This window comes from Pseudomonas sp. WS 5021, assembly GCF_012985535.1.
Lineage (GTDB): Bacteria > Pseudomonadota > Gammaproteobacteria > Pseudomonadales > Pseudomonadaceae > Aquipseudomonas.
The window spans coordinates 92,461-105,407 of the sequence record NZ_JAAQWP010000003.1 but is presented as its reverse complement, the minus strand read 5'-3'; the positions used below and the strand labels follow the sequence as shown (position 1 = coordinate 105,407).

Sequence of the window (12,947 nt, the reverse complement as noted above, 5' to 3'; positions counted from 1 at the left end):
TCCTTGGTCAGGAAGTCGAGGGCGACTAGTTGTTGATAAGTTCTGCGGCAACCGCCGCCAGATCGTCAAAAATCAAGGTGCCGACCGGCAGGTTTTTCGCCTGGGTCTTTTCGCCTTTCCCGGTCTTTACCAAAACTGGCTGAGAGTCGACGGCTTTGGCCGCCTCCAGGTCACCGAGACTGTCCCCGACGAACCATATCCCAGCCAGGGGCACCTTGTAATGTTCTGAAATGATTTTCAACATGCCAGGCTTGGGTTTGCGGCAATCGCAACCCTCATCCGGCCCGTGGGGGCAGTACACCACCAGTCCCACCTCACCGCCCTGCTCGGCCACCAATGCGCGCAGGCGCGCGTGCATGGCGTCCAGGGTGGCGATGTCGTAGTAGCCGCGGGCGATGCCGGACTGGTTGGTAGCGATGGCTACCGTCCAGCCGGCCTTGCTCAACTGCGCGATGGCCTCGACCGAGCCGGGCAGCGGGATCCACTCCTCCACCGACTTGATGTAAGCGTCGGAGTCGTAATTGATCACCCCGTCCCGATCGAGAATCAGCAGTTTCAACATGATCAGCTCAGGGTCGAAATGTCAGCGATGTTGACGAACAAGCCGCGCAGGCGCGCCAGCATGGCGTAGCGGTTTTTCCGCACGCCAGCATCTTCGGCATTGATCATCACCGCTTCGAAGAACGCATCCACCGGCTCACGCAAGGTGGCCAGGCGCGCCAGTGCTTCGGCGTAGTTGCGTTCGGCGATCAGCGGCTTCACGGCGTTTTCTGCCTTGGCGATGGCCGAGTTCAGCGAGAACTCCTTGGCATCGGCAAACAGGCCAGGGTCGACATCGGCATTGCCCAGGCCTTCGGCCTTGCTCAGCAGGTTCGACACGCGCTTGTTCACGGCGGCCAGGGCGTCCGCTTCCGGCAGCTTGCGGAACGCTTGTACGGCTTGCACACGCTGGTCGAAGTCCAGTGCCGAGCCTGGTTGCAGGGCACGTACCGAGAGGTAGACGGAAACGTCCACGCCTTCGTCTTCGTAGCGCGCACGCAGGCGGTCGAACACGAACTCCAGCACTTGCTCGGCCAGGCCGGCTTGCTTGACCTTGCCACCAAACTGGCCGACGGCAAATACCACGGCCTGGGTCAGGTCGAGGTCGAGCTTTTTGTCGATCAGGATGCGCAGCACGCCCAGGGCGGCACGGCGCAGGGCATATGGGTCTTTGCTGCCGGTCGGCAACATGCCGACGCCAAAGATACCGACCAGGGTATCCAGCTTGTCGGCGATGGCCACGGCCGCACCGGTCAGGGTGGTCGGCAGCTCGGCGCCAGCGCCACGCGGCATGTACTGCTCGTTCAAGGCCAGGGCGACGTCTTCAGGCTCGCCGTCATTGAGCGCGTAGTAGTAACCGGCCACGCCTTGCATTTCCGGGAACTCGCCGACCATCTCGGTGGCCAGGTCGCATTTGCACAGCAGGCCCGCGCGTGCGGCCAAGGCAGCGTCGCCGCCAATGCGTGGGGCGATGTAGGCCGCCAGCTTGGAAACCCGCACAGCCTTGTCGTAGACGCTGCCCAGCTTCTCCTGGAACACCACGTTCTGCAGGCGCAGGTTGAAGTCTTCGAGCTTCTGCTTCTTGTCTTGCTTGAAGAAGAACTCGGCGTCGGTCAGGCGCGGGCGTACGACTTTTTCGTTACCGGCGATGATCTGCTGCGGGTCCTTGCTTTCGATGTTGGCCACGGTGATAAAGCGCGGCAGCAACTTGCCGTCCACATCCAGCAGGCAGAAATACTTCTGGTTGTCCTGCATGGTGGTGATCAGGGCTTCTTGCGGCACATCGAGGAAACGCTCTTCGAACGAGCACACCAGTGGCACCGGCCATTCAACCAGCGCGGTTACTTCGTCGAGCAGGCTTGGCGGCACGATGGCGGTGCCTTCCTGCAAGCGGGCCAGCTCTTCGGTGCGCTTGCTGATCAGCTCGCGACGCTCGTTGGCGTCGGCCAGTACGTAGGCGGCACGCAGGTCAGTGGCGTAGTTGGCCGGCGAGGTGATGCGCACGGCTTCAGGATGGTGGAAGCGGTGACCACGGGACTCACGACCGGCCTTCTGGGCGAGGATGGTGCAATCGATGACTTGGTCACCGAGCAGCATCACCAACCATTGGGTCGGACGTACGAACTCTTCCTTGCGTGCACCCCAGCGCATGCGCTTTGGGATCGGCAGGTCATTGAGAGAATCTTCAACGATAGTCGGCAACAGGCTGGCGGTCGGCTTGCCCTTGATGACTTGGCTGAAACGCAGTTTCGGGCCGCTCTGGTCGATCTCGCTCAGCTCGACGCCGCACTTCTTGGCAAAACCAAGGGCAGCCTGGGTCGGGTTGCCTTCAGCATCAAAGGCGGCCTGGCGTGGCGGGCCGTCGAGGTTGATGTTGCGGTCCGGCTGCTGGGTTTCCAGCGCGGTCAGCAATACTGCCAGGCGACGTGGCGCGGCGTAGACCTTCTTGGCTTCAAACTTCAGGCCGGCAGTCTGCAGGCCTTTCTCGATGCCGGCCAAAAATGCATCGGCCAGGGTGTTGAGGGCCTTGGGTGGCAGCTCTTCGGTGCCCAGTTCAACCAGGAAATCTTGAGCACTCATTGTGCAGTCTCCAGCTTAGCCAACACTTCATCACGCAGATCCGGGGTCGCCATCGGGAAGCCCAGCTTGGCGCGTGCCAGCAGGTAGGCTTGCGCAACGGAACGCGCCAGGGTGCGGACACGCAGGATGTATTGCTGGCGCGCAGTTACCGAGATGGCACGGCGGGCGTCCAGCAGGTTGAAGGTGTGGGATGCCTTCAGGACCATTTCGTAGCTTGGCAACGGCAACGGCTGATCCAGTTCGATCAGGCGCTTGGCTTCGCTTTCGTAGAAGTCGAACAGTTCGAACAGCTTCTCGACGTTGGCGTGTTCGAAGTTGTAGGTCGACTGCTCCACTTCGTTCTGGTGGAACACATCGCCATACGTCACTTTGCCGAACGGGCCGTCAGCCCACACCAGGTCGTAGACCGAGTCCACGCCCTGCAGGTACATGGCCAGGCGTTCCAGGCCGTAGGTGATTTCGCCGGTCACCGGGTAGCACTCGATGCCGCCCGCCTGCTGGAAGTAGGTGAACTGCGTGACTTCCATGCCGTTGAGCCAGACTTCCCAGCCCAGGCCCCAGGCGCCGAGGGTTGGCGATTCCCAGTTGTCTTCGACGAAACGGATGTCGTGGACCAGTGGGTCCAGGCCGACATGTTTCAGCGAACCCAGGTACAGCTCCTGGAAGTTGTCCGGGTTGGGCTTGAGGACCACCTGGAACTGATAGTAGTGCTGCAGGCGGTTGGGGTTTTCGCCGTAGCGGCCGTCAGTCGGGCGACGACTGGGCTGCACATAAGCGGCGTTCCAGGTTTCCGGGCCGATGGCCCGCAGGAATGTTGCGGTGTGGAAAGTGCCGGCGCCTACTTCCATATCGTAGGGCTGAAGTACCACACAACCTTGCTCGGCCCAGTATTGCTGGAGGGCGAGGATCAAGTCTTGGAAGGTACGCACGGCTGGCGTAGGCTGGCTCACAAAATTCACCTGTTACTTGGGCTGCGATTTAAAGGGCGGGAGTATACCCGATTCGGCCCCGCCACCACTCCCTGGAGCCTTATGCCACGCTGCTTTTGGTGTTCTGAAGATCCGCTGTACATGGCTTATCACGATCAAGAGTGGGGAACGCCGCTGCGCGATGCGCAGGGTTTGTTCGAGTTGCTTTTGCTCGAAGGGTTCCAGGCGGGCCTGTCCTGGATCACCGTTTTACGCAAACGCGAGCATTATCGAAAGGTCTTGTTCGGTTTTGATCCAAAGCGCCTGGCGCAGTTGAGCGATGCCCAGATCGAGCAGTTGATGCTCGACCCAGGCATTGTGCGCAACCGCTTGAAACTCAATGCCACCCGGCGCAATGCCGCGGCCTGGCTGGCGCTGGAGGACCCGGTGGGGTTGCTCTGGTCGTTTGTCGGCGGCGTGCCCAAGGTCAATCACTTCAAGGATCGCAGCCAGGTCCCGGCGATTACGCCAGAGGCCGAAGCCATGAGCAAAGCCCTCAAGAAAGCCGGCTTCACGTTCGTCGGGCCGACCATCTGCTACGCGTTCATGCAGGCCTCAGGGATGGTCATGGACCACACCCAGGACTGCGACCGTTACGCGGACTTGGTCAACGCCGGGTAGAATGGCCGCTTTGCGCACCACACACGATCAGGAGTGACCTGTGGAAAAGTTAAAAGGCGTCTTGCTGGTAGGCGCTCTGCGATTGTTTGCCCTGCTGCCCTGGCGCGCCGTGCAAGCCGTGGGTTCGGCGATTGGCTGGATCATGTGGAAGACCCCCAACCGCTCCCGCGACACGGTGCGGATCAACCTCTCCAAGTGTTTCCCGGACATGGACCCGGCCGAGCGCGAGCGCCTGGTCGGCCAGAGCCTGATGGACATCGGCAAGTCCCTGACCGAGAGCGCGTGCGCCTGGATCTGGCCGGCCCAGCGTTCTATCGACCTGGTACGTGAAGTCGAAGGCCTGGAAGTGCTGCAGCAAGCCCTGGCCTCGGGCAAAGGCGTGGTCGGCATCACCAGCCACCTGGGCAACTGGGAAGTGTTGAACCACTTCTATTGCAGCCAGTGCAAACCGATCATTTTCTATCGCCCGCCCAAGCTCAAGGCGGTGGATGACCTGCTGCGCAAGCAACGCGTGCAGTTGGGCAACCGGGTGGCGGCGTCGACCAAAGAAGGCATCCTCAGCGTCATCAAGGAAGTGCGCAAGGGCGGCCAGGTGGGGATTCCCGCTGACCCGGAGCCGGCAGAATCGGCCGGGATCTTCGTACCGTTCTTCGCCACCCAGGCGCTGACCAGCAAGTTCGTGCCGAATATGCTCGCCGGCCATAAGGCGGTGGGCGTGTTCCTGCATGCCCTGCGGCTGCCGGACGGCTCGGGTTACAAAGTGATCCTGGAAGCGGCGCCAGAAGACATGTACAGCACCGACACGGCCACGTCCTGCGCGGCGATGAGCAAGGTGGTGGAGCGTTATGTCGGCGCCTACCCGAGCCAGTACATGTGGAGCATGAAGCGCTTCAAGAAACGCCCGCCGGGCGAGGCGCGTTGGTACTGATACACCCGGCTCTGCAAGCAACGAAGATCAAATGTAGGAGCTGGCTTGCCTGCGATAGCATCGCCTCGGTGTCACTGAGAGACCGAGTCGCCTGCATCGCAGGCAAGCCAGCTCCCACAGGGGGTGCCTCAGGCTTGGCGATCGAGTTTTTTCAGGAACACCGTCATCTCTTTCTCGGCCTGCTTGTCGCCATGGGCCTGGGCCGCTTCGATACCCTTCTCCCATGCCTGGCGTGCCGCGTCTTTATCGCCGAGTGCAGCGTGTGCCTTGCCCAGCAGCTTCCACGCCGCCGAATACTTCGGGTCAAACCCGACGCACTTGCCTAAATGCTCGGCTGCCTTGGCGTTGTCCTTCAAATCCAGGTAACCCTTGCCCAAGCCAAAGCGCAGCAGCGAGTTATCCACACCCTTGGCGAGCATTTTTTCCAGGGATTCGAGCATGTCGGTCTCTCCGTCAGATCAGAAAAAGCTCAACCCCACGTGGAACAGCTTCTCCACATCGCGGATATGTTTTTTATCCACCAGGAACAGGATCACATGGTCGCCCGTGGCGATCACCGTATCGTCATGGGCGATGATCACTTCTTCATCGCGGATGATCGCGCCAATGGTGGTGCCCGGTGGCAAGCCGATATCGCGGATCGCCCGGCCGATCACCTTGCTCGACTTGGAGTCACCGTGGGCGATCGCCTCGATGGCTTCCGCCGCCCCCCGGCGCAATGAGTGCACGCTGACGATATCGCCGCGCCGCACGTGGGCCAGCAGGGTACCGATGGTGGCCAATTGCGGGCTGATGGCAATGTCGATGTCGCCACCCTGGATCAGGTCCACATAGGCCGGGTTGTTGATGATGGTCATCACCTTCTTCGCCCCCAGCCGCTTGGCCAGCAGCGACGACATGATATTGGCTTCGTCGTCGTTGGTCAGGGCCAGGAAGATATCGGCGTCGGCGATGTTCTCTTCCATCAGCAGGTCGCGATCCGAAGCGCTGCCTTGCAGCACCACGGTGCTGTCGAGGGTATCGGACAAGTAGCGGCAGCGCGCGGCGTTCATCTCGATGATCTTCACCTGGTAGCGGCTTTCGATGGCCTCGGCCAGGCGCTCGCCGATCTGCCCGCCGCCGGCGATGACGATGCGCTTGTAGCTCTCGTCGAGCCGGCGCATTTCGCTCATCACGGCACGAATATTGGCCTTGGCGGCGATGAAGAAGACTTCGTCGTCGGCTTCGATCACCGTGTCGCCCTGGGGCAGGATCGGCCGGTCGCGACGGAAAATCGCGGCCACGCGGGTTTCCACATTCGGCATATGTTCGCGCAATTGGCGCAGTTGCTGGCCCACCAGCGGCCCGCCGTAGTAGGCCTTGACCGCCACCAGTTGCGCCTTGCCTTCGGCAAAGTCGATCACCTGCAGCGCGCCGGGGATTTCGATCAGGCGCTTGATGTAGTGGGTAACCACTTGCTCGGGGCTGATCAGCACGTCCACCGGAATCGCGTCGTTGTCGAACAGGCCGGCGCGGGTCAGGTAGGCCGCTTCACGCACCCGGGCGATCTTGGTCGGGGTGTGGAACAGGGTGTGGGCGACCTGGCAGGCGACCATATTGGTCTCGTCACTGTTGGTCACCGCCACCAGCATGTCGGCATCGTCGGCGCCGGCCTGGCGCAGCACGGTGGGGAACGAGGCACGGCCCTGGACCGTACGGATATCCAGGCGATCGCCCAGACCGCGCAGGCGTTCGGCGTCGGTGTCGACCACGGTAATGTCGTTGGCTTCACTGGCCAAATGCTCGGCCAGCGTACCGCCGACCTGCCCTGCGCCAAGGATGATGATCTTCATCCGGTCACTCCCTTAAAAACCATTCAACCGCGTGCCGCGGCAATCTTGATCAGCTTGGCGTAATAGAAGCCATCGTGCCCGCCTTCCTGCGCCAGCAACTGGCGGCCGTGGGGCTGCTTGATGCCGGCGGTAGTGGCAATGTCCAACTCCCGCGCGCCGCTGGTGCGGGCGAGGAAGGCTTCGATCACGTCGGTGTTTTCGGTCGGCAAGGTCGAGCAGGTGGCGTAGAGCAGGATGCCACCGACTTCCAGCGTCGGCCACAGCGCGTCCAGCAACTCGCCTTGCAGCACAGCCAGGGCGGCGATGTCGTCGGGTTGGCGGGTGAGCTTGATATCCGGGTGACGGCGGATCACACCGGTGGCGGAACAGGGTGCGTCCAGCAGGATGCGCTGGAACGGCTTGCCATCCCACCAGGCGGCGGTGTCGCGCCCATCGGCGGCAATCAGCTCGGCGTCCAGGCCCAGGCGCGCGAGGTTTTCGCGCACGCGCACCAGGCGCTTGGCTTCCAGGTCGACGGCGACGACACCGGCCAGGCCCGGCTGCACTTCCATGATGTGGCAGGTCTTGCCGCCTGGGGCGCAGCAGGCGTCCAGCACCCGTTGGCCCGGCGCCAGGTCAAGCAGGTCGGCGGCAAGTTGCGCGGCTTCGTCCTGCACGCTGATCCAGCCTTCGGCAAAGCCTGGCAGGCTGCGCACATCGCCTGCGGTCTCCAGCACGATGCCGTCCTGGCTGTACACGCAGGCGCTGGCATTGATGCCGGCCTCTGCCAGTAGTTGGAGATAGGCATCGCGGCTGTGATGGCGGCGATTGACCCGCAGAATCATCGGCGGGTGGGCATTGTTGGCGGCGCAGATGGCTTCCCACTGCTCTGGCCAGAATGCCTTGAGGGATTTTTGCAGCCAGCGCGGGTGCGCGGTGCGCACTACCGGGTCGTGTTCGAGCTCGGCCAGCAACCCCACGCTTTCGCGCTGGGCACGGCGCAGCACGGCGTTGAGCAAGGCCTTGGCCCAGGGCTTTTTCAGCTTGTCGGCGCACCCCACGGTTTCGCCGATGGCGGCGTGGGCCGGCACGCGGCTGTAGAGCAACTGGTAGAGGCCCACCAGGAGCAGCGCCTCGACGTCGGCATCGGCGGCCTTGAACGGCTTTTGCAGCAACTTGGCCGCCAGCGCCGACAGACGCGGCTGCCAGCGGGCGGTGCCAAAGGCCAGGTCCTGGGTGAAGCCGCGATCGCGGTCTTCGACTTTATCCAGTTGCACCGGCAACGAGCTGTTCAGGGAAGCCTTGCCATTGAGCACGGCGGCCAGGGCCTTGGCGGCGGCCAAACGCGGGTTCATCAAGCGTCCACTCCGAGGATGATGCCGGGGGCAAATTTCTCACGACGGCTGTTGAACAAGTCGCTGAAGTTCAGCGCCTTGCCGCCGGGCAATTGCAGACGAGTCAGACACAGTGCCTGTTCGCCGCAGGCCACCAGCAGGCCTTCCTTGCTGGCGCCGATGATTTCACCGGGTGCGCCGCTGCCGTCGGCCAGGGTGGCGGCGAGGACTTTCAAGGCTTCGCCATTGAGGGTGCTGTGGCAGATCGGCCACGGGTTGAAGGCACGTACCAGGCGCTCCAGTTCCACGGCCGGGCGGCTCCAGTCGATGCGCGCTTCGTCCTTGTTCAGCTTGTGGGCGTAGGTGGCGAGGCTGTCGTCCTGCGCTTCACCGTGCAAGGTGCCAGCAGCGAGGCCGGCAATCGCCTCGACCACCGCTGGCGGGCCCATCTCGGCCAGGCGGTCGTGCAGGCTGCCGCCGGTGTCTTGGGCGGTGATGGGCGTGGTCACCTTGAGCAGCATCGGCCCGGTGTCCAGGCCGGCTTCCATGCGCATCACGGTCACGCCGCTTTGTGCGTCACCGGCTTGCACCGCGCGCTGGATCGGCGCCGCACCGCGCCAGCGCGGTAGCAGCGAGGCGTGGCTGTTGATGCAACCCAGGCGCGGGATATCCAGCACTGCTTGGGGGAGGATCAGGCCGTAGGCCACCACCACCAGCAGGTCCGGCTTCAGTGCTGCCAGTTCAGCCTGGGCCTCGGCATTGCGCAGGGTCGGCGGTTGCAGCACGACGATGCCGTTTTCCAGCGCCAGTTGCTTGACCGGGCTGGGCATCAGTTTTTGCCCACGGCCGGCCGGGCGATCCGGCTGGGTGTACACCGCGACGATTTCATAAGGGCTGGCAAGCAGGGCCTTGAGGTGTTCGGCGGCAAATTCAGGGGTGCCGGCAAAAACGATGCGCAGTGGCTCGGTCATGGGAAACGTCTCACAAAAGAAAAAGGCTTGCCGGAGCAAGCCTTTGAAAGAAGGGAATCAAGCTTGCTGGCGATGCTTCTTTTCCAGTTTCTTCTTGATCCGGTCGCGTTTGAGCGTGGACAGGTAATCGACAAACAGCTTGCCGTTGAGGTGGTCGCACTCGTGCTGGATGCACACCGCCAGCAGGCCTTCGGCAATCAGCTCGAATGGCTTGCCGTCGCGGTCCAGGGCCTTGATCTTGACGCGCAGCGGGCGTTCGACGTTCTCGTAGAACTCCGGCACCGACAGGCAGCCTTCCTGGTATTCGCCCATCTCGTCGGTCAGCGGCTCGAATTCCGGGTTGATGTACACCATCGGTTCGCTGCGGTCTTCGGACAGGTCCATGACCACCACGCGCAGGTGCACGTTGACCTGGGTGGCGGCGAGGCCGATGCCCGGGGCTTCATACATTGTTTCAAACATGTCATCGACCAGCTGACGAACCTTGTCGTCCACTACGGCCACCGGTTTGGCGATAGTGCGCAGGCGCGAGTCCGGGAATTCGAGGATGTTCAAAATAGCCATAAGCGTAATTGCTGCACATGTGAGGTAAAGGCAAATCGGCCTCGGGACACCCCGCACGGCCGGTGTGAAACGCTCGCAGGCCGCGAAGGCCAAGGCATTTCACGCGAACCGACATAATAAAGGAGATTGCCCCCATGAGGAAATCGCTACTCGTCTTCAAAACGGGGCGCCAGGTTGGGCGGCAATAACCAGTTGCAATAATTAGCCTGCTAAATAAGTTACCAACAGAGTTATCCACAGCTTGTTCCTGATCAAGGATGATCATATGTCAGCAATCCCTACTGCAGATATTTCCCCTGCCGAGCTCGAAGCCCGCCTGCGTTTGCACCGCATGCCGGAGCTGGGGCCCAGGCGTTTCAAGACGTTGATCGAGGCCTTTGGTTGCGCCTCGAAAGCCATCGGCGCACCGGCCAGTGCCTGGCGCTCCCTGGGGTTGCCGGCCGCCTGCGCCGAAGCCCGGCGCAGCGTGCAGGTGCGTGATGGCGCCAGCGTCGCATTGGCTTGGCTTGAGCATCCGGCCCAACATTTGCTGATGTGGGACCAGCCCGACTACCCGGCCCTGCTGGCCGAGTTGGACGATGCGCCACCCTTGTTATTCGTCGCCGGCAATCCCGCCATCCTGGAAAAACCGCAGCTGGCCATGGTCGGCAGCCGCCGTGCTTCCCGACCCGGAATGGATACGGCGGCGGCCTTTTCCCGCAGCCTGGCGGGCGCCGGTTTTGTGATCACCAGCGGCCTGGCCCTGGGCATCGATGGGGCGGCGCACCAGGCGGCATTAGATGTCGGGGGGCAGACAATCGGGGTGTTGGGTACCGGCCTGGAAAATTTTTATCCACAGCGCCACCGCCGGCTCGCCGAGGCGATGATTGCCCAGGGCAGCGCGGTGGTTTCCGAGTTCCCGCTGGACGCCGGGCCCCAGGCCGGCAACTTCCCGCGACGCAACCGCATCATCAGTGGCCTGTCCCTGGGCGTGCTGGTGGTGGAAGCCAGCGTGGCCAGCGGTTCGCTGATCACCGCGCGGCTGGCGGCCGAGCAGGGCCGCGAGGTGTACGCCATACCGGGGTCGATTCATCACCCGGGGGCCAGGGGTTGTCACCAACTGATCCGTGAGGGGGCGGTGCTGGTGGAGACCATCGAGCACATCCTGGAGGGGCTGCGCGGCTGGCAGGCGTTGTCGCGGCCCGCGCCGGTGCCGGTGACCCATCCGCTGCTGGCGTTGCTGCACGCCGCGCCCCACACCAGCGAAGGCCTGGCCATCGCCAGCGGGCAGAGCCTGTCCCAGGTGTTGGCGAGCCTCACCGAACTGGAGCTGGAGGGCCGGGTGATCTGCGAAAGTGGTCGCTGGCTCGCGCGCAGTTAGGTTTTGTAACGAAGATCGGTAAACTGCGCAGAGCTTTAGTCCGGAGAGTGAGTAATGGTCAACAGGTGGCGTGTGCAAGAAGCCGCACGAGAAATTCGCGCAGGCGCGGTGATTGCCTATCCGACCGAGGCGGTGTGGGGCCTGGGCTGCGACCCGTGGAACGAAGAGGCGGTGGAGCGCTTGCTGGCGATCAAGGGCCGCTCGGTGGACAAGGGCTTGATCCTGGTCGCCGACAATATCCGGCAGTTCGATTTTCTGTTCGAAGACTTCCCGGACACCTGGATCGACCGCATGGCCAGTACCTGGCCGGGACCCAATACCTGGCTGGTGCCCCATCAGGACCTGCTGCCTGAGTGGATTACCGGCAAGCACGACACCGTGGCATTGCGGGTCAGTGATCATCCGCTGGTGCGGGATTTGTGTGCATTGGTGGGCCCGTTGATTTCCACCTCGGCCAACCCGCAAGGCCGGCCGGCAGCGCGCACGCGGATCCGGGTGGAGCAGTATTTCCGTGGGCAGGTGGATTTGGTGCTGGGCGGTAGCCTGGGTGGGCGCAAGAACCCGAGTTTGATTCGGGACCTGGCGACGGGCGAGGTTCGGCGCCCGTCCTGAGACCCAGGCGTGGCCATCGCGAGCAAGCTCGCTCCCACATTCGAGCGCATTCCCATGCTGGAAATCGGTCGAATGTGGGAGCGGGCTTGCCCGCGATAGCGGTCTGCCAAACCACCGAGATCTCAAGGCAACAGAATGGTCGACCCCGTCGTCCGCCGCCCCGACAACTCCACCTGCGCCTTCGCCGCATCCGCCAACGAAAAGCGCTGGTTGATATCAATGCGCACCTTGCCGCTTGCGATCATGCCAAACAGGTCATCGGCCATGGCCTGCAGGTTCTGCGGATTGTTGGCGTAGGTCGCCAGCGTCGGCCGGGTCACGTACAGCGAGCCTTTCGCCGCCAGAATCCCCAGGTTCACCCCGTCCACCGCGCCCGAGGCATTGCCGAAACTCACCAGCAGGCCACGGGGCGCCACGCTGTCCAGCGAGGCGAGCCAGGTGTCTTTGCCGACACCGTCGTACACCACCGGGCATTTTTTGCCGTCGGTCAGTTCCAGCACCCGCTGTGGGACATTTTCCTGGCTGTAGTCGATGGTTTCCCAGGCGCCGAGGGATTTGGCCAGGGCGGCTTTTTCCGGCGAACTGACCGTACCGATCAGCTTCACGCCCAGGGCCTTGGCCCATTGGCAGGCCAGGGAACCGACGCCACCTGCAGCGGCGTGGAACAGGATGGTTTCACCGCCTTGCAACTCATAGGTCTGGCGCAGCAGGTACTGCACGGTCAAGCCCTTGAGCATGGCGCCAGCCGCTTGTTCGAAGCTGATCGCGTCCGGCAGGTGCACCAGGTTGGCCGCTGGCAACACATGCAGTTCGCTGTAGGCACCCAGCGGGCCGCTGCCGTAGGCCACGCGGTCGCCGACCTTGAATTGAGTGACTGCGCTGCCCACCGCATCCACCACGCCAGCGCCCTCCGCGCCCAGGCCCGAGGGCAAGGCTGGCGGTGCATACAGGCCGCTGCGGTAATAGGTGTCGATGAAGTTCAGGCCAATGGCCTTGTTCCGCACCCGAACCTGCTGTGGGCCGGGCTCCACGGGTGTGTAGTCCACATACTCAAGTACTTCGGGGCCGCCATGGGCGCTGAACTGGATACGTTTGGCCATCTGTTCTGTCCTCAAGTCTGTTTCGCGAAAGGCTCCTATCGGACTCCTATGCTTGACCT

General features: G+C 62.9%; 13 protein-coding genes. 4 read left to right on the top strand and 9 right to left on the bottom strand.

The window, feature by feature from the left end:
* Positions 1 to 25 precede the first annotated feature (25 nt).
* From gmhB to glyQ, 3 genes are read right to left on the bottom strand one after another with little or no spacing between them, the layout of a single operon-like run.
* On the bottom strand, positions 26 to 565 hold the full coding sequence (gmhB, locus tag HBO19_RS10445; protein ID WP_169954151.1) for a D-glycero-beta-D-manno-heptose 1,7-bisphosphate 7-phosphatase: 540 nt from the start codon (positions 563 to 565) through the stop codon (positions 26 to 28).
* Positions 565 to 2,619, bottom strand: a complete 2,055-nt coding sequence (gene glyS, locus HBO19_RS10440) for a glycine--tRNA ligase subunit beta (protein WP_170057466.1) — start codon at positions 2,617 to 2,619, stop codon at positions 565 to 567. Before glyS ends, gmhB begins: the two co-directional genes overlap by 1 nt.
* On the bottom strand, positions 2,616 to 3,569 hold the full coding sequence (gene glyQ, locus HBO19_RS10435) for a glycine--tRNA ligase subunit alpha (RefSeq protein ID WP_170057465.1): 954 nt from the start codon (positions 3,567 to 3,569) through the stop codon (positions 2,616 to 2,618). Before glyQ ends, glyS begins: the two co-directional genes overlap by 4 nt.
* Before the next feature lie 81 nt (positions 3,570 to 3,650).
* Here glyQ and tag point away from each other — a divergent pair, with 81 nt between their 5' ends.
* Entirely contained in the window at positions 3,651 to 4,208 is a 558-nt protein-coding gene (gene tag, locus HBO19_RS10430; RefSeq protein WP_169954072.1) for a DNA-3-methyladenine glycosylase I, read from the top strand.
* A 40-nt stretch (positions 4,209 to 4,248) separates the two neighbouring features.
* Positions 4,249 to 5,136: a lysophospholipid acyltransferase gene (locus HBO19_RS10425; protein WP_169954073.1), complete on the top strand. Its 888-nt coding sequence runs from the start codon at positions 4,249 to 4,251 to the stop codon at positions 5,134 to 5,136.
* Positions 5,137 to 5,264: 128 nt separating this feature from the next.
* Here the strand turns inward: HBO19_RS10425 and HBO19_RS10420 are convergent, their stop codons facing one another.
* The 5 genes from HBO19_RS10420 to def are packed head-to-tail and all read right to left on the bottom strand — an operon-like array spanning position 5,265 to position 9,816.
* Positions 5,265 to 5,576: a tetratricopeptide repeat protein gene (locus tag HBO19_RS10420; RefSeq protein ID WP_170057464.1), complete on the bottom strand. Its 312-nt coding sequence runs from the start codon at positions 5,574 to 5,576 to the stop codon at positions 5,265 to 5,267.
* A gap of 18 nt (positions 5,577 to 5,594) precedes the next feature.
* A complete protein-coding gene (gene trkA, locus HBO19_RS10415; RefSeq protein ID WP_057957876.1) occupies positions 5,595 to 6,968 on the bottom strand; it encodes a Trk system potassium transporter TrkA in 1,374 nt (457 codons plus the stop codon).
* A gap of 23 nt (positions 6,969 to 6,991) precedes the next feature.
* Entirely contained in the window at positions 6,992 to 8,302 is a 1,311-nt protein-coding gene (gene rsmB, locus HBO19_RS10410) for a 16S rRNA (cytosine(967)-C(5))-methyltransferase RsmB (protein WP_170057463.1), read from the bottom strand.
* Positions 8,302 to 9,252, bottom strand: a complete 951-nt coding sequence (fmt, locus tag HBO19_RS10405) for a methionyl-tRNA formyltransferase (protein ID WP_170057462.1) — start codon at positions 9,250 to 9,252, stop codon at positions 8,302 to 8,304. The genes rsmB and fmt overlap by 1 nt, the downstream gene beginning before the upstream one ends.
* Positions 9,253 to 9,309: 57 nt before the next feature.
* Positions 9,310 to 9,816, bottom strand: coding sequence for a peptide deformylase (gene def / locus HBO19_RS10400; RefSeq protein WP_029290229.1), 507 nt, complete (start codon positions 9,814 to 9,816; stop codon positions 9,310 to 9,312).
* Positions 9,817 to 10,081: 265 nt separating this feature from the next.
* On the opposite strand from def, the gene dprA reads away from it, so the two are divergent.
* Complete coding sequence (gene dprA / locus HBO19_RS10395) at positions 10,082 to 11,176, top strand: DNA-processing protein DprA (protein WP_170057461.1); 1,095 nt, start codon at positions 10,082 to 10,084, stop codon at positions 11,174 to 11,176.
* A gap of 54 nt (positions 11,177 to 11,230) precedes the next feature.
* Positions 11,231 to 11,788 (top strand): L-threonylcarbamoyladenylate synthase, encoded by a 558-nt coding sequence (locus tag HBO19_RS10390; protein WP_169954078.1) that lies wholly within the window; start codon positions 11,231 to 11,233, stop codon positions 11,786 to 11,788.
* 122 nt (positions 11,789 to 11,910) lie between these two features.
* Here the strand turns inward: HBO19_RS10390 and HBO19_RS10385 are convergent, their stop codons facing one another.
* A complete protein-coding gene (locus HBO19_RS10385) occupies positions 11,911 to 12,888 on the bottom strand; it encodes an NADPH:quinone reductase (RefSeq protein WP_169954079.1) in 978 nt (325 codons plus the stop codon).
* Positions 12,889 to 12,947: the final 59 nt, after the last annotated feature.

Bases quoted from the DNA above. Each gene is read 5' to 3' on its own strand.
- glyS (WP_170057466.1), bottom strand. From the start codon at position 2,619: ATGAGTGCTCAAGATTTCCTGGTTGAACTGGGCACCGAAGAGCTGCCA.
- tag (WP_169954072.1), top strand. From the start codon at position 3,651: ATGCCACGCTGCTTTTGGTGTTCTGAAGATCCGCTGTACATGGCTTAT.
- HBO19_RS10420 (WP_170057464.1), bottom strand. From the start codon at position 5,576: ATGCTCGAATCCCTGGAAAAAATGCTCGCCAAGGGTGTGGATAACTCG.
- trkA (WP_057957876.1), bottom strand. From the start codon at position 6,968: ATGAAGATCATCATCCTTGGCGCAGGGCAGGTCGGCGGTACGCTGGCC.
- rsmB (WP_170057463.1), bottom strand. From the start codon at position 8,302: ATGAACCCGCGTTTGGCCGCCGCCAAGGCCCTGGCCGCCGTGCTCAAT.
- fmt (WP_170057462.1), bottom strand. From the start codon at position 9,252: ATGACCGAGCCACTGCGCATCGTTTTTGCCGGCACCCCTGAATTTGCC.
- def (WP_029290229.1), bottom strand. From the start codon at position 9,816: ATGGCTATTTTGAACATCCTCGAATTCCCGGACTCGCGCCTGCGCACT.
- dprA (WP_170057461.1), top strand. From the start codon at position 10,082: ATGTCAGCAATCCCTACTGCAGATATTTCCCCTGCCGAGCTCGAAGCC.
- HBO19_RS10390 (WP_169954078.1), top strand. From the start codon at position 11,231: ATGGTCAACAGGTGGCGTGTGCAAGAAGCCGCACGAGAAATTCGCGCA.
- HBO19_RS10385 (WP_169954079.1), bottom strand. From the start codon at position 12,888: ATGGCCAAACGTATCCAGTTCAGCGCCCATGGCGGCCCCGAAGTACTT.